This is a genomic window from Oceanobacillus rekensis (assembly GCF_002153375.1).
In the GTDB taxonomy this organism is placed as follows: domain Bacteria; phylum Bacillota; class Bacilli; order Bacillales; family Amphibacillaceae; genus Oceanobacillus; species Oceanobacillus rekensis.
Window position 1 is genome coordinate 1 of sequence record NZ_MTBQ01000004.1, and the last position, 17,017, is coordinate 17,017.

The following is a 17,017-nucleotide window of genomic DNA, read 5'->3' on the forward strand; positions in this document are numbered from 1 at the left end:
AAGTGTTTGAATAGAATCAACATCAGTTAATTCCATTTGTGTTCTTAGCTTGTTGCATACTCAATAAGTGAAACTTAATGAGTTGTTTGAAAAGAAAAACATGTTTTCTTTTCTTGACATACTGGTTGTTTTGTTCAGTTTTCAAAGAGCAAATTGTTGACGCTTTTTTAGCGGCAAGAATTATATTGTATCAAACATTATTGATTAAGTCAACAACTTTTTTGTTGCTTTTTCTTAACCGTTGTCGTCAAAAGGCGACAAGAAATATCTTACCACACTATCAAACTAAAAGTCAACCATCTTTTTTGATTTCCTCTAGCTCTTGTGGCGGATATTTAATATAACATGGATAGATAACTAGATGCAATACTATTTTATATCCAATAATATCCATTTCTTATATTGTTTTATATCTATTTAATGAAGGAACAAGAATTATTTAGCAGACTTAATGACGTACTGAAGGTTAATTGGGTATTCTACCTTCATCAACACTTAGAATGGTTGCATTTGTATAGCCTAATAATGGGGTATATGCCGACAACCACCCTCTACTATTAAATCATGCACCATTCTCACTTAATGTACCGGAGATCCTTTAATTTAGGGCGCTATTATTACTGATGCCATTCATGAAAATAAAATAATGACTGTATCAGCTGAATTACTAGTAGTTAGTCTCGTTTCCCATGCGATACCGATAAAAGATGACATGGGGAATGTTATTGGTAGAGTTGATGTTGGATTAAATGTCGATAAAGCAAATAAACTCTCGGAAGTGGCTGGCTGCTATCAAATGTGATAAATGATGTAACAATAACGTTCAAGAAATGGCACGGTAAATTACTGAATTACGGCAACAATAGAAGAAGTAAATGGAAATGTTCAAAGTTTAGCGGGATTAGCAAAATAAATAGTTTTGAACAAGCACATAAACTTCGAAAAACTAACTAGTCAGTATATTATTGTTGAACGGATGATGGTCTTCCTTTCCTTTCAGGTGATGATAAGACATTTCTCTTTTGAGTATCCTCTGAGATACGCTCACACTTTCCTCATCACATTCTGAAGTTTATCCTTCTTGCATTCATGGTGTGGAATCACTATAAATTGTTCAACCCTTCATGATGTTTATCATTACAATGGCTTCGGCTGACTTCTCACGATAAACCTTTTTCGACCAGCTTTCTTTATAGGGGGACTCCTCAGCTGTCCGTGAGGGACCTCCCAGGGTAAGACAACTATCTTCCCTCTTTTACTCGCCTGATTTACTCTATAGGATTACGCACATCTTTTGGACTTTGACTTGATATGGAGCCTTATCAAGCTATAAAGCCTTGGTATCAGATTTCTGTTCGCCGAGCCAATATTTTGATACACGCTTCCTTCAGCACCTACCTCACGATTAGAGCCTTGCGCTTCTCTAGTGGTTGGTTGATGTGTACCCCCATAGTGGACTGCCACCACCAAGATAGTCGCCATGCCTAGCGTAAATATGGAAACAAATTTAACATTTACCGAGATTAGAGGATTACTTTCTTATGGATTAAATGAGACCATTCAAATCGAGAATGTTAACCTTGCCGGTAGAGGTTACATAGAAAACGGCAACGGTTGTTATTATCAAGTAGAAGAAGAAAGCAGAGTTCAAACTCAAAGTGAACTTAGGCACCATCTGGGATTGGAATCCTTTGAATCATCTAAACGATTTTGCAGATGAGTCTAATGGATTTAATTAAATAAAGAAGAGTTCCTGCTCCAGTTTTATGTTAAAATTATTAACAATACATTTACTGGAGGAGAATTCCATTAAAACGATAATCACATATGGCACATTTGATTTAATACATGCTGGCCATATTCATTTACTCAGACGCGCAAAGGAAATGGGAGACTATTTGATTGTTGGTATTTCTACAGATGAATTTAATAAACTAAAAAATAAAGAAGCCTATCATTCCTTCGAGGACCGTAAATTAATTCTGGAAGCCATTCGTTATGTCGACCATGTTATCCCCGAATATTCATGGAATCAGAAAATCAGTGATGTAAAAGAGTACCATGCAGATCTTTTTGTTATGGGTGATGACTGGAAGGGGCATTTTGACTTTTTAAAGGAATATTGTAAGGTCATTTATTTACCACGGACAGAGGGGATTTCGACTACCTCAATTAAAAACCATATGAATAATAAATGGTAGATTAATTCTCAATAAAATAATAAATGACTTAATCTTGTAACGTCTCTATAATACTAATCGTCTATACTATTGTTGCCCTAAAATTATATTGCATTGTTGGGGACTACTATTTATAATAAAGGATGGATCTGCTAAAGGAGAATAATTATGAGACGTACTGTAATTCGAAAAAAGAGAAGGATTAGGCGTAAACGCTTATTTCTTTTGATAATTATATTAATGTTTATTGGCCTCTTAGGTTTTGGAGGTTACACTGCTGTTCAAACTATGATGGCTGCCAGCAAATCCTATGATGATTTAGGACGAGAAAAATCTGACCTGAGAGCGGAAGCCGTTTCGATAAGTGATGACCCCGTATCTATTCTGTTAATGGGTGTTGAAGATTATTCAACGAATGGGGATAACGGAAGAACTGACACATTAATGGTTGCAACTTTCAGCCCGAATGATGAAAGATTGAAGCTATTAAGTATTCCGAGAGATACCATGGTTGAAATTGCAGGAAAAGGCACACAGGATAAAATTACACATGCACATGCTTTTGGTGGAAAAGAAATGACAATTGAAACGGTCGAGAACTTATTAGATATACCAATCGATTACTATGCAACCGTTAATTTTAATGCTTTCAAAAATGTAATAGATATACTCGGCGGAATAACTGTTGATGTTCCATTTGATTTCCAGCAAAATAGTGATGATCCTAAGGCTGAAAAACTACAATTCTATGAAGGTGAAATGAAACTCAATGGTAGATATGCACTTGCATATGCTAGAATGCGTTATGAAGATCCACGCGGGGATATAGGAAGAAACGAGAGACAGCAAGAAGTTATACAAGCTATGATAAACAAGGCTCTATCTGTTGGTACGGTAACCAAAATTGATGATTTAGCACAAGAAGTAGGAAATAATGTGGAAACTAATATGAAAGTTTCTGAAGGTTTATCCTTCTTCAATCAATACAAAGATTTCAGCACAAGTAAAATTGACAAACTTTCACTTGAAACGTATCCTGAAAGAATTAACGGTGTAAGTTATCAAATTATTGATGATGCGTCATTGATTGAAGTTCAATCTGAGTTAAAGGAACACCTTGAGATAGCGACTAATCAAGACAAATATTCATCTGAGTTAACTACTCCAGATAGTGATTATTAATAAAAATCCCATCCAACCGGATGGGATTTTTTAGTTACTTCTTTTAATTTTCTTCAATTTGAATATTTTTCTCATACCATCTAGAACCGGTTGTTGACCATACATTACAATACCCGCTAATTCGGCCATGATTTGAATGCATAAAAGTGCTATACCTAAAACTATAAAGGAAGTTAGCAATGTTCCACTATTAAATGTTATTGCTAGTGCTCCAAACAAACCACTAAATCCATATATAATCAAAACCGAAGTTCGATGACTATATCCCATCTCTAGAAGTTTATAATGGATATGCTTCTTATCGGCTGTAGCGATTCCCTGCCTATTAATTGCTCTCCTTATGATAGCGAATACCGTATCAAATATTGGTACAGCTATTACAATAATCGGAATGATAAAACTAAATAAAGCTACATTCTTAAACAATCCTAACATTGATATAACTGCGATAGAATATCCAAGAAATAACGCCCCTGTATCTCCCATAAAAATTTTCGCTGGATAAAAATTATGATATAGGAAACCAAGACAGCTTCCAATCAATATGATACAGAGATATGCCACCACTATTCGATAATCCATTATTGCCATTACTAGAATACTAGATAGAGCGATTGTCGAGACTCCAGCAGCAAGCCCGTCAAGTCCATCAATAAGGTTAATCGCATTGGATGCACCGACTATCCATAGGATCGTAATAATATAACCAATTTCATCTAAATAAACTGTTCCAAAAAAAGGCATTGTTAATTTATCAATAATAAGACCTGATGATACAACTACTACAGCCGCAGCTGTTTGCCCCAACAGTTTATATATTGGTTTCAAGTCAAAAGTATCATCTAGTAGCCCCGTCATTAACATAATACATGCACCAATAATGACTGCTGTCATTTGTGGATGTTCAGGTTGTAAGTACAAATAACCGGCAAATGCACCTATAAAAATCGCTAATCCACCTATACTTGCTTTAATTCCATCATGGCTTTTTCTATCATCAGGTATATCTGCTGCATTTATTTTAAAAGCAAACCTTTTAATTAAAGGTGTTACAAGGAGTGTTGTTAAGGCCGAAATAATCAAGGCAGTAATTAACTCAACTGGATTGTACATGTATACACCTACTTAGATATTTTGTGTTATAGACTTTAAGATATTCTATCATAGATTTTAATATTTAACATCAAGTTTCCTTACAATCATACATCCTATTTACTAAAGTTTATAACTTTCCTGAGTTTGGTAAACTAATCAAAAACACCTACTAGATTTCTAGTAGGCGTTTTTGATTAGTTTTACTCTACCTTGCAGTTAGGCCATAGGAATACGCAATTGCCTCCGCTGTGATTCTTGCTAGAGTAGTACGATAGCTCGCACTTTTTAACAATTGGTTGTCAGCACGATTATCGATAAATAAATATTCTATTAAGATGGAAGGCATTTCAGTATTACGCAATACACTAAAGTTTGCTGTTTTCATGCCTCTATCGGAAGCGTTCATTCTGTTGATAATATAATTGTGTACATCCTCTTGCCTGTCTTTCGTCTCTTGTGAAACACTTCCATTATATATAAACGTTTCAAAACCATTTGTACTTCCATTAAATGCGTTGTTATGGAGACTGACAAAATAATCAGCTCCCCAATTGTTCGCCATTTCAGCTCTATCAGTTAGTTCAATGAATACATCGCTTGTTCGAGAAAGTTGTACAACTACATCCAAATAATTAGACCGTAGGAAATTTGCTGTCATCATCGCAATATCTAATACAACATCTTTTTCATTCAGTCCAAAGCCTGTACCACCAGGGTCGTGTTCGCCGTGACCAGGGTCAAGGAAAATCCTAACCCCAACTTTAGCAGTAACATCTGTACGTTTAATAAATCCATATCTTCCACCTAGATTTATTTGATACCAACTATTATATTCTTTTACAACAGGGTACTTTTTGCCTTTTTCAAGATAAGCAAAAGTGACCATATTTCCTTTTCCAGAGTTATCATATACTGGCACCTTAATTTTTGGTGTAAGATAACCTATCGAATTAGTTGTTTTTGCGAGATTGGTTATTGAGTTTCCATTAGATGGTTCAGTTTGGCTTGTACGTATATAGCCCTGGAAATCACCAAAATCAATAGCTTGCCATGCAGGAGAGCCAATTCCTCTCTTATAAACTTGACCTTCTACAAGTTCGCCAACTTTAACTAATTTCCCACTCCTATTATCATAAACTGGAGTATTTTCATCAGTTACCTTAAAGTACTTATCAGATGGAATAAACGTCCTTTTTACTTCTGAATTCCTAATATAACCAATTCTATCTGCTAATATTATATATATCCAATCACCATTATAATCTCGAGCAATAGAGTATTCCAGTCCTTTAGCAATTTTAGCAAATGGTTTTAACGTTCCACTTGTGTTATCGTAGACCGTTATATCTTGGTTAGAAATAACATTCCGCAATTGGTTTTTATATTTACCATTATTCTTGTTCTTAATATTCTTGCCACTTGCTGGTTCTGTTTTTTCTGATTTAACATAAGCAGTAAAGCCGTTAAAATCAATAGCATGCCAGTTAGGAGAACCTATACCTCTGGGATAGACTTCACCTTTAATAAGTTCGCCAACTTTGACTAAATTCCCGTTTCTATTATCATAGATTGGGAGACTTTCATCAGTTACACGGAAGTATTTATCAGATTCCAAGAAATATTCTTTCTGTACATTATCACTTTTTATAAATCCAACCCTGTCTGCAAATATAATGTATATCCAAGCCCCACCATAATCATAGGCAATACTAATTTTCTGTCCGGATTTTATAGTGCCAAATGGAATGAGATTACCAGAAGAGTTATCATAAACCGTAATATCTTTTTTTGCAGTAACGTAGTTATCTTGATTGGAATAAGAATCGTTTAGATTTTTAAGACTTGAACCTGATGCTGGCTCTGTTCCCTCTTTTTTAACAAATGCTTTATAATCACCAAATTGAAGACGGTGCCAGCTAGGGGAGCTCTCGTATCTAGGATAAATTTGTCCCTTTTTTAATTCTCCAACTTGAACTAATTTTCCGCGTCGATTGTCATAAACCGGTAAATTTTCTTTTGCTAAGAAGTATTTGTCAGAATCTGAAAATGCGATTTCCTGTACTTGGAAAATTGAAAATGTACCTATTGCGTCACTTATATTCTGTTCTTCTTCTTCTGCAACATTTGTTTCTGTTGGATCTATACTTTCATTTTTAGCTTTTATTTCTTTATCATTTGGTAGTATTTCAATATCATCTTGGCTCTCTACCGCTTCTTGTTCCTTTTCTTCCACTTCATCTGACTCTGGTTCAACCTTTTCTTCTGCTTCATCTGACTCTGGTTCAACCTTTTCTTCCACTTCATCTGACTCTGGTTCAACCTTTTCTTCCACTTCATCTGACTCTGGTTCAACCTCTTCCTCGACCTCGGTTTCAGTTAAATCTTCTTTAACATTACTTTCGGCAATTGCTTTCTCAAAGTCTTCAGCATTCAGAAAGTGTGGCACGTTTCCAAGTAATATGTATTCGTATTCTTCATTATATAATTGGGTCACTTCAATTTCACCATGCAGCTGAAGTGTTTGATCACTATCCATAGAATATCCATATAAGGCATCTTGATTAATTTCTTCCCCTATAGATTCATCACCTTTATCCAGTGCATTGTGATTAATAAAATTAGGAACTTCGCTGCTATTCCAATTAGTAATGTTTTCGAGTTGGTTACCACTAACCTCGACATACCTGTCTTTGTATTGAATATGTACGAATTCATCTTCTATCAAACCATAGAGAATGGTACCTTCTAGAATATTAATCTCATTATCTATATTAATTGCCTCAGTCACCATAAATAATTGAAAATCCTTTTCCTCTGATTCATTAGTAAGACTGTTAATTGAACTTGCCGCTATTAATATTGGTTGACTGCTGACTAATATTACCAATAATATTAACAGTATTCTATTTCTAAACTTCACATTCAATCCTCCCCCTTTTAATTATAAGTATAAAGTATTTAATTCAAAGTTTCAACGACCTTTTAATAGGTAATTAGAACTAACTAAGGTGTCAATTGACCTAGAATGAGACAAAAAAGAACGCTCGAGTTTCCAGCGTTCTTTTTTAGAAAAGTTAATTGTTTGTAGTTCCTTTAAAGATGTCATATAGACCAATAAAAATGGTGTCCAAGCAAAATAACGAAACTACTGTCTTATTTGCTAGGTCTATTAAGAGAAAGAAATGATTCCATAAGATGTATGAGGAAAATATTACCTTAAAACATTAAGGTAAACTATTACTCTACCATGAATAGACAATATTTTTCTTATGCGTTACACTGAAAGGTGGTTTTATTTATATAAACCATTTTTTAAAAAAGACGATAATAGTAATGACCATATAGTCATCAATTATCCTAGAACTAGGAGGGGTGTATGTATATGGATTTATATAAAAAGCCCGATCGGAAATTCCGATTAGAGATTGAAGGGTTACGTACTGTAGCTTCTATTTTAGTAGCTGTCTATCATATATGGTTAGGAAATGTTTCTGGTGGGGTAGATGTTTTCTTCGTTGTGGCTGGATTCTTAATCACAATCTCACTTTTAGGTCGTTATGAAAAAAATGAAAAAATAGACTTCAGCGGATTTATTTTAAGACTTATAAAACGCCTATTCCCAGCTGCCTTTACTGTATTGTTTTTCACAGGAATAGCCTGTATTCTGTGGCTGCCTGAAGTTAGATGGGATCAAACCGTGCAAGAATTAATTGCTTCTGCTTTATACTTTGAGAACTGGCAGTTAGCTCTGAATTCTGTCGATTATCTGGCACAAAGTAATGAAGCAAGTCCTTTTCAACATTTTTGGGCGATGTCACTACAGGGGCAGTTTTATATAATCTGGCCCGTTCTATTATTATTAACGATTCTTATTGCAAAATTTGTATTTAAAAAACGAATAAGGCCTGTATTTTTGTCGATGTTAATAATCGTCTTTATCGTTTCATTCATCTATTCTGTTTTCAAAACAGATGTTAATCAACCTTGGGCATATTTTGATACTTTTACAAGGGTTTGGGAATTCAGTATCGGTGGGATTCTTGCTTTATTAATTGCAAATATTAAGCTAAAGAAATCCTTTAGCTTTTTACTTAGCTGGTTAGGGCTTATTGGTCTTATTAGCTGCGGAATTATTCTACAAGTTTCTACTGTTTTTCCTGGGTACGCAGCTCTTTGGCCAGTGTTAAGTGCGATATTTATACTAATAGCTGGAGATCAAGGAGGTAAATTCAGTGCCTATGGGCTATTAATTTCGAAACCTCTCGTTAATTTTGGTGAAATATCTTATGGTTTTTATTTATGGCATTGGCCTATTTTAATTTTTTACTTTATTTTAACAGGAAACAAAACTGCTAGTTTAATCGATGGACTGCTGATTATTTTAATGTCTGCGATTCTTGCTTATATCACTTCCAAATTTGTTGAAAAACCAATTAGAAATAGAAAGAGCTTGAATGTTAAATGGAGGACTGCTTTGGTTGCAGTTCTGTTAGCAGCTCCTGTGCTAGTGCTATCCGGATTTTGGTACCATTCAATTGCAGAGCAACAGGCGGAACTGAAAACTATGATTAACAATGAAGATTATCCTGGTGCTGCAATAACGGCATTCGCAAATTCCGATAAAGAAATTGCCGAATCAGTAGTACCAACACCCATGCAGGCAAGGAACGACCAGCCAGCCCTATATTCTGAAGGTTGTCATCAGGAAGTTGGTGAAACAGAAGTTATCGAGTGTATATATGGGGATACTAAGAATCCCGATTATATTGTCGCTCTGGTTGGTGGTTCACATTCTGCTCATTGGCTCCCGGCTTTACAAGGATTTGCCGAAAAGGAAAATGTTGAAGTTAGATCTTATACGAAGAGTGGCTGCCGTTTTTCTGCAGAGGAATTTGAAGCAGAAGATTGTACAGAATGGAATAGAAAATTAATGGAAGTTATTGTGGATGTGCAGCCAGACTTAGTTTTCACAACGGCCGATGTAACAGCACAGCAAGAAGTTCCCGAGGGATATGTAGAGAATTGGGAGATATTAAAACAACACAGTATTCCTGTATTTGCTGTACGTGATAATCCTCGTTTAAAATTCGATGTCCCTTCCTGTGTGGAAGAGCATGGATCTGATTCATTGGAATGTGCCGTGGAGAGAGAAGAGATTCTTCCCAAGGAGGACCCTTGGAGTAAGTTAGAAAACCCACCTGATAATGTTTATTATGTTGATTTTACTGATCGATTCTGTGAGAATCAATACTGTAAATCGGTAGTCGGAAATGTCCTTATTTATACAGACAGCCATCATATTACAGCAACCTATTCTAGTACATTAACTCCGTTCGTACGAGAAGCACTTATGCCTGTATTAGAAAAATATAAATAAAGAGACTCCAGTAGATTAAAAAAAGAGTGGTACTTACATTATTAATTTGTGAAATCACCACTCTATTTTCATTTTTTAATTTTCTTATTCAAGGAAATTATTTGGACATATTAAGACAAAATTACCCATAAAAAAATTGTACACCGCAATAACTAAAGGTTATAATAAATATAATTATACAAATAGAAGGAGACATAGTTTTCATGGAGATCTCTCAAAGTATAAAATTTACATTCAATCCTTTCCAAGATCATGGGCTAGATACTGAAGTTAGATTAGTCTTAAAGGATACAGTAAAAGATGAGTTCATATACTTAGAAGTTATTAAACCAAAAGAAACGTTTAAAATTGATGAAAAGAAATTGGACCACCATTTATTATATAAATATAAGTATCAAGTAAAGATTGACAAAAAATGGGCTGATAAAACAAGATATCAAAATATAGTAAACGAACAGCAAACACCTGACGGTATAAAGTATATATATTTTCCTGGGGTCGAAAGAAAAAAGAAGTTGTTCAGAAAACACTCACCTAATAAACTTATTGTTGTGTTCCAAGGTATAAAAGACTTGAATAGGACAACTTATTATAATTATATTAAAACATTGAAAGACTTTAATGAACCTAGGCTTTTTATTAAAGATGATTACGGAACAGACGAGAATACTCAAACTTCTTATTATTTAGGACCTAATAAAACATTTACCATAGCTGAAAAGGTTCTAAATTTAATTGAAAATGCAAGAACTACGCTAAATATTAGTAAGAACAATGTAATATGTGCTGGGTCAAGTAAGGGTGGTTATGCTGCATTATATTTTAGTCATAAAGGTAACTATGGATATGCAGTTGCAGGAGGTCCACAAATATTAATTGGAAATTATCTAAGCAAGGGAAAAATTGACGGACATGAAGAGAAGTCCATACTCCCTCCTATTCTTAGGTATTTATGCAACGAAATTACTTATGAAAATATAGAATGGGCTAATAACATTTTATTTAATGAGATTTCGAAAACAAAACACCAGCCTAAGATTTTATTACATGTGGGCGAAAATGAACCACACTATAAAAATCATGTTTATCCTTTTATGCAATTTATGGAAGAAAACGGAAGAAAAAATATAGAGATTGACTTAGGAGATTATAATACTCATAAGGAATTAGCTTTACACTTTCCAGATTATTTAATAAAAAGCATTGAAAAAATATGTAAAGATTAATCAATTTTCTTAAAAGCGTATAGAAGATATTACTTATCTCCTATACGCTTTTCTTGTTTACATTCCTAGCTCATTGCCATTAACTGGTAAGTTTAATAGATTTGGAGAGAGACTTCTAACATACTGGTAAATAGTTTGTTAGAGGCTCTGTCTTCTAGCGAAGCTGATAGCATTTTTGACAACAATATACGATTATTAAAGAGAATATAAGTATCGTATGCTAGCTATGCTATATCTCTCTCCAATAACAGCCAACTATGCCATAGGCACATTCTATGCTCCCAATAAAATAGATCTTGATATTCATAATTAAAGAAATTATCTTTGTTAAATTGAGTAATATCAATAAAGTTCTGGAAGGAATTAATTACTTCTTGATCGTTTCTAAATTCAGTTTCTGTATATAGCTCTGCTAACTTGCTGGCATTTAGTTCCTCATCTGTCCATCTTAATTGTACTCCACTGTTTAAATACTCTTTGAGTTATTTTATTTGAAAAAGATGGCATATCAATGCTAGTTAGCAGAAACCCTCTACGATATAGAGAATCAGCGTATTTATTCATTTAGTTTTTTACCCCTAACAAATATAAGATTATTATCATGATATCATACCATGATTTAAGAACTATTATTATAGTGGTGTGTTCATAGCATTTATACTATCTAAACCAAAAGAAAAAAAGCTTTCTCAAGTTAAATTTTGCCTTGAGAAAGCTTTTTAAAGCATATCTATTATTTATAGATAGGTATATCAAATAACAGATCATAACCTCTATTAGAATAGAATTGAGTATAATAACCTACTTGTTTTGAGGCCCAACCAATATCTGTTGCATATTGGTGAGTTGCAGAACCACTTAATTCCATCGCCAATGGATTCCATCTCATGCTATATAATGTGTTTTGGCCAGCATTTATATATTTATCTCCAGCAAATTTTGCTCCACCTTTGATAGCATCTTCAACAGTAAACCATCCTTCATCATAAGCTCTTTTTGCTCCACAGTCTTTAGGACATTTATCGTAAGCTCCGATACCAAAGAAATTATAAACAGTCTTACCATTGTATTTTACGCCTTTAGCAAGAGGAGATGTCCCATGCCCAGTTTCAAGCAAAGCATGTGAAATTAGGTATAGTTCGTTTATCCCTGCATCTTTAGCTGCGTTTCTAAAAATTTCCTCTGTCCCATGAAGTAACTCTTTTCCGGTCAATAGTGTACGTAGTTCAGATAATGGAACTCCTGTATAATATCTTAAATCTAGGAATTGGTATTTCTGAATCTCATCGTTCAAATAATTGGTAGGGTCGAGATATTTTATAGTATCATTTCTAGTCGCATTTCTCCAAGTACCATAACTTACTTTATGCCAGGTACTACCCTCATCAATTACGGTTAAAAGAGCACCTTCTTTAACAGTAGCATAAATATGACTTTCAGTACTAGGTTTCGATTGAACATTTGCATTAGCAGTAGTCTTAACTACTTTAGAGTTTGCCGTTGCCAAAGAACTATGAACGTACAATTCTTTATCAATATTTTCGAGTTGGATTTTATACCATCTCGTACTGCCATTGACTGAATCTCCTCTAACATTATCATCCAAGAGAATGAAAACAGTTCCTCTGCCAACTGTTTTTTCCACATTACTATTTGAACCTAATTTCGGGGATGTACGAATATTAACTGGATTTCCTGTAATGTTACCTCCATCAAATATCTCAGCTAATGAATTACTTATATATGCAGAATCATTTTTGTATTTATCTGTTTGTGGAACTGGATTTGCATTCATTTGAATATTAAGCGCTTCAGCTAATGTTTTGTCATACTTAGTATGCGAATATCCATACTTTTCAACAAGTGAGCTATCCACAAAGCCGACTCTATCAGCGAATAAAACATAAATCCATTTACCACCATAGTCATGTGCAATGGCATATGGATAATTGGCCTGAATCGTGCCAAACGGAACTAAGTTGCCAGAACTATTATCATAGACGATTATATCATTTTCTGAAACAATCTCATTAGCTAGATTCTTGTATTTATTATTGTTTTCATTTTTAAGATTATTTCCATTTGCTGGCTCCGTTCCATCCTTTGTTACATATGCCTTAATATCACCAAACTGAATTAGATGCCAGTTACGAGAACTTTCGTAACGCGGATATACTTGACCTTTTTTCAAGCTGCCAATTTCAACAAGTCTACCGGTACTATCATCATACACTGGTAAACCATCTTCTAATACACGGAAATAATCACCAAACGGTGGGTAATAGTTTCTAATAAGTTCTGAACTTTTAATATAACCAATTCGGTCTGCAAAAACCACATAGATCCATGCCCCGCCATAATCATGAGAGATAACGTATTCTTGCCCCTCTTTTATCACTCCAAACGGAACTAAACTACCAGACGCGTTATCATACACTGTCATATCTGTTGTTGCAGTAACCGTGTCATTTCTAATACTGTATTTTGTATTAATATTTTTAAGGGAATCACCTGTTGCAGGTTCAGTTCCGTCTTTCGTAACATAAAACTTCTTTTTACCAAATTGAATATAATGCCAGTTTCTAGAACTTTCATAGCGTGGGTATATTTGACCTTTTTTCAAGCTACCTACTTCAACTAGTTTACCACTGCTGTTATCATATACTGGAAGATCATCTTCTAATACACGGAAATAATCACCAAATGGAGGGTAATAGTTTCGAATAAGTTCTGAACTTTTAATATAACCAACTCGATCCGCAAATACAACGTAGATCCATGCTCCACCATAATCATGGGCAATCGCATACTCTTGTCCCTCTTTTATTACCCCAAACGGAACAAGATTACCGGAAGTATTGTCATAAACTGTCATATCCTTCGTTGATGTCACTGTTTCACTTTTTATACTGTATTTCGTATTAATATTTTTAAGTGAATCACCTGTTGCAGGTTCAGTTCCTTCCTTCTTAACGAAGTACTTCCCATTGTCAAACTGAATCAAATGCCAAGATGGGGAACTTTCGTATCTTGGATAAATCTCACCTTTTTTCAAATAACCTACTTCGACAAGTTCACCTGTACTATTGTCATAAATTGGTGTATCCACCGTAGTTTTAAAGTATTTGTCAGAAGAACTAAAATCATAATATGGTGTAACTGACTGAGTTGTTATACTAAAGAGACTTAGCTGTTCTTTTGGTGATTCTACTTCGGACAATTCTTTCTCTTTTGTTGTGTCATCTAATTCATTTGCTTTAGTTTCTGTAACCTCATCTTTCTCTTCAGTTGTATCATCTAATCCATTTGCTTCAGTTTCTGTAACCTTATCTTTTTCTTCAGTTGTATCATCTAATCCATTTGCTTCAGTTTCTGTAACCTTATCTTTTTCTTCAGTTACTGCCTCTGCTTCAGAGACTTCTTCTGATGTATTTTCGTGTCGATCAAAATCAGAAGTAAGAGTGTCCTCTTCTTCAGGTAAACTAGATTCTTCGCTTATACTAGCATTTTCTTCTTCACTAGATTCAAGATTGCTAGTATTACTAGGTTCTTGAATCGTAGAATAGTCCAGTGCAACATTACCGATAATAAATAAATTATTGTCAGTAACCGGATATTCTACTTCAGAGGTGAATTCTACAAGTTCAATTTCTCTGTCATCACTGTAAAGAATAGTCCCCTCGGAAAACTTCTGTAGAGTGTCTAGTCTGTCAGTGATATCCTCAAACTGTGGGATGTCAATCTCTGTTTCCTCTATCTCTTTAACATAATCAATGCTAATTTCTACCTCTGCATTTCCATATTGAATGTTTAATAGATCTGAATTATGTATACCATATAGGTAAGTACCTTCCCTTATGAGAATCGAATCATTTAACAAAATCTCATCCGTAACCTCATATAAATTAATATTTTCTTTATTAACCACATTACCTTCCGCAAAAATTGACTGTGGAAGAAGAGTAGAAATAGAAAATATTAGAACAAATACAGACAAAAATATTCTTTTCATTGCGACCTCCCTTTCAACATTAATTTACATCAAAACTCTACCCAATAATACACTTTTTTCCATTTTTATTCAACTTGTCACATAAACAAAAGAGTGTAAAGTTTTTGTAAAAAAACCCTACACTCCCCTAACTTAAACAATTAATTTATACGCTTCTCCAAGAATTTTTATAGTTAGTATACTACCTTTACTATCGAATGTAACATCTTCTAACTTCTTTTTCCCAACTCCAAGTGTAATTACCGTAACAAATTCGACATTTTTCCCTTTTTTGCTAAATATAGCTTGTGTGTTATCTGTAAGTTTTCCAAACTCTTCTGAGATAACAGCACGGGGAGTCTCACTATCTCCAGTAAGAATATCAATACTTTCTACTTCAAGTAATTGCTTAAATTCAACATTATTACCTTCTACTGACAAACTAAGATTATTATTAGTTACAGTGTCAATTTCTGCGTCAGGAGAGAAGTTGAAAATCTGTTGAACCTGTTCTTCTGATTCATTCACAATTTTATCATGTATAACGATAATATCAGGCTTAAAGAACACCACAGACCTAGATAGTTTGCTACCTTCATATGCGTGATTAATACCTTTAACATAATCATATACCGGATTACTCATAAAGTTAGTTGTTTTTATCTTGTTTCTATTTTTAAACGGTTCCTCAATAACATAATCTTTATCAAGTATACTTATTGTTGAGTGTGCCTCAGGTGATAAAAAATATTGTCTTATTTTGTCCTTACTATCATAATTATACCTACCAGAGTCGACTAGAATATCACTTCCATTATAGAAAAGTGAAATAGATAAATCGTCTCTGTGTTTGTGGGTCTTTCTACCATATCCGCTAATAAAGGATAACCAAGTTGACTCGGACTTATTGAGTTCTTCACCTTTAGATTGTAAGATGCTTATACCCGCCTGTGTATCAGAAAAAGAATCATAAGATTTTTTTATCCATGAAACATTACCTTCTTGGGAATCACCAATAATCGGTATTTTTTGGTTGGGCTTAACAATGAATTTTAAATAGTCATTTGACTGTAATAGCTTTTGTCTAATTTCCTTACCTAAGGTTAAATTGTTTTTCTTTAAAAAATCTTCTACTTGATTAAATATTCTTCTAGTCATTAGGTGGTAAGATGGAGAATTCTCTAAGTGAACACCACTGGCACTGAAATCTCTATAAACAGCATTACTTATTCTAAGTTTTCCTTTTTGGAACCAGTGTTTTGATCTGGAATATTCCTCCATAAATATGGATAATAACATGATGGAGCGATCGACCATTATACCATGGTTGTTCTGTACATAGTTTTTATCGTCTTCCAAGAAATTCCCGTGTTCAATAAGAATCTCAGCTATTAACGATTCGTTGATTTCCAATTCATCTTTTGCCAGGTTATAAAAATATGTTATGTTCATAACTCTATTTGCTACAGAATGATCTACCCATTTAAACCTATTTCTTTCTTCATCTGTTTTTATGAATAAAATCCAATCCAGTAAAATAGCGTATGCTTTATATAAATACTTTTTTTCGTCTGTCTGTGTATACGCATCGCAAAGATGGCTAATAACATTAAGGCATTGGATATATAGTCGATATGTGTTTGCCGAATTCGGATGGTTGTAGTTCCAATCTATTGTTTCGCCAAATGAAATGACTTCTAGACTATTCATTAGGAAAAAATCATTAACTAATATACCATCTGCTTTTCTTAGCGTGCCATCATCCGGAGCTGTTGTTTTTATTAAGTTATCAGGATCGATTCTTTTAAGCAGGTTCTCCTTGTTTTCTAATGCTTCTTTATCAAAAAGCTCTAAGACCTTGCTTTCTAGTTCATTAATTCGGAAAAGAATATCCTTCACAAACTTCTCCTCTTTTTTGCTCGATTGCATATTCTTAAAGAGGTTTGATATCTTTTTTTTCAAATTA

Annotated in this window: 10 protein-coding genes; 6 read left to right on the plus strand and 4 right to left on the minus strand. The window is 34.0% G+C overall.

Annotation, left to right across the window (positions count from 1 at the left end):
* The first annotated feature begins 646 nt into the window (after window positions 1-646).
* From BV906_RS19490 to BV906_RS10935, 4 genes are all read left to right on the plus strand, one after another.
* Window positions 647-802 carry a hypothetical protein gene (locus tag BV906_RS19490; protein ID WP_176330328.1) on the plus strand — a complete coding sequence of 52 codons (156 nt, stop codon included), beginning with the start codon at window positions 647-649 and terminating at the stop codon, window positions 800-802.
* Between the two features lie 693 nt (window positions 803-1,495).
* Complete coding sequence (locus BV906_RS19185) at window positions 1,496-1,720, plus strand: hypothetical protein (RefSeq protein WP_176330329.1); 225 nt, start codon at window positions 1,496-1,498, stop codon at window positions 1,718-1,720.
* A gap of 88 nt (window positions 1,721-1,808) precedes the next feature.
* Window positions 1,809-2,201, plus strand: a complete 393-nt coding sequence (tagD, locus tag BV906_RS10930; RefSeq protein ID WP_087974061.1) for a glycerol-3-phosphate cytidylyltransferase — start codon at window positions 1,809-1,811, stop codon at window positions 2,199-2,201.
* A gap of 147 nt (window positions 2,202-2,348) precedes the next feature.
* Window positions 2,349-3,362 carry an LCP family protein gene (locus BV906_RS10935; protein WP_087973575.1) on the plus strand — a complete coding sequence of 338 codons (1,014 nt, stop codon included), beginning with the start codon at window positions 2,349-2,351 and terminating at the stop codon, window positions 3,360-3,362.
* 30 nt (window positions 3,363-3,392) lie between these two features.
* Here the strand turns inward: BV906_RS10935 and BV906_RS10940 are convergent, their stop codons facing one another.
* The gene (locus BV906_RS10940) at window positions 3,393-4,475 is read right to left on the minus strand and encodes a glycosyltransferase family 4 protein (protein WP_087973576.1); all 1,083 of its coding nucleotides are present in this window, start codon (window positions 4,473-4,475) and stop codon (window positions 3,393-3,395) included.
* A gap of 187 nt (window positions 4,476-4,662) precedes the next feature.
* Window positions 4,663-7,377: an N-acetylmuramoyl-L-alanine amidase family protein gene (locus BV906_RS10945; protein WP_087973577.1), complete on the minus strand. Its 2,715-nt coding sequence runs from the start codon at window positions 7,375-7,377 to the stop codon at window positions 4,663-4,665.
* Between the two features lie 462 nt (window positions 7,378-7,839).
* On the opposite strand from BV906_RS10945, the gene BV906_RS10950 reads away from it, so the two are divergent.
* Together BV906_RS10950 and BV906_RS10955 are read left to right on the plus strand one after the other, a co-directional pair.
* Window positions 7,840-9,834 carry an acyltransferase family protein gene (locus BV906_RS10950; protein ID WP_087974062.1) on the plus strand — a complete coding sequence of 665 codons (1,995 nt, stop codon included), beginning with the start codon at window positions 7,840-7,842 and terminating at the stop codon, window positions 9,832-9,834.
* A 203-nt stretch (window positions 9,835-10,037) separates the two neighbouring features.
* On the plus strand, window positions 10,038-11,060 hold the full coding sequence (locus BV906_RS10955) for an accessory Sec system protein Asp2 (protein ID WP_087973578.1): 1,023 nt from the start codon (window positions 10,038-10,040) through the stop codon (window positions 11,058-11,060).
* Between the two features lie 733 nt (window positions 11,061-11,793).
* Here BV906_RS10955 and BV906_RS10960 read toward each other — a convergent pair.
* Both BV906_RS10960 and BV906_RS10965 read right to left on the minus strand, forming a co-directional pair.
* Window positions 11,794-15,072, minus strand: coding sequence for an N-acetylglucosaminidase (locus BV906_RS10960; RefSeq protein WP_087973579.1), 3,279 nt, complete (start codon window positions 15,070-15,072; stop codon window positions 11,794-11,796).
* Window positions 15,073-15,204: 132 nt separating this feature from the next.
* The gene (locus BV906_RS10965) at window positions 15,205-17,013 is read right to left on the minus strand and encodes a heparinase II/III family protein (RefSeq protein ID WP_176330330.1); all 1,809 of its coding nucleotides are present in this window, start codon (window positions 17,011-17,013) and stop codon (window positions 15,205-15,207) included.
* Between the last annotated feature and the right edge of the window lie 4 nt (window positions 17,014-17,017).

Coding starts and splice junctions, on each gene's coding strand:
- BV906_RS19490 (WP_176330328.1), top strand. CDS start 647: ATGACTGTATCAGCTGAATTACTAGTAGTTAGTCTCGTTTCCCATGCG.
- BV906_RS19185 (WP_176330329.1), top strand. CDS start 1,496: ATGGAAACAAATTTAACATTTACCGAGATTAGAGGATTACTTTCTTAT.
- BV906_RS10935 (WP_087973575.1), top strand. CDS start 2,349: ATGAGACGTACTGTAATTCGAAAAAAGAGAAGGATTAGGCGTAAACGC.
- BV906_RS10940 (WP_087973576.1), bottom strand. CDS start 4,475: ATGTACAATCCAGTTGAGTTAATTACTGCCTTGATTATTTCGGCCTTA.
- BV906_RS10950 (WP_087974062.1), top strand. CDS start 7,840: ATGGATTTATATAAAAAGCCCGATCGGAAATTCCGATTAGAGATTGAA.
- BV906_RS10955 (WP_087973578.1), top strand. CDS start 10,038: ATGGAGATCTCTCAAAGTATAAAATTTACATTCAATCCTTTCCAAGAT.
- BV906_RS10960 (WP_087973579.1), bottom strand. CDS start 15,072: ATGAAAAGAATATTTTTGTCTGTATTTGTTCTAATATTTTCTATTTCT.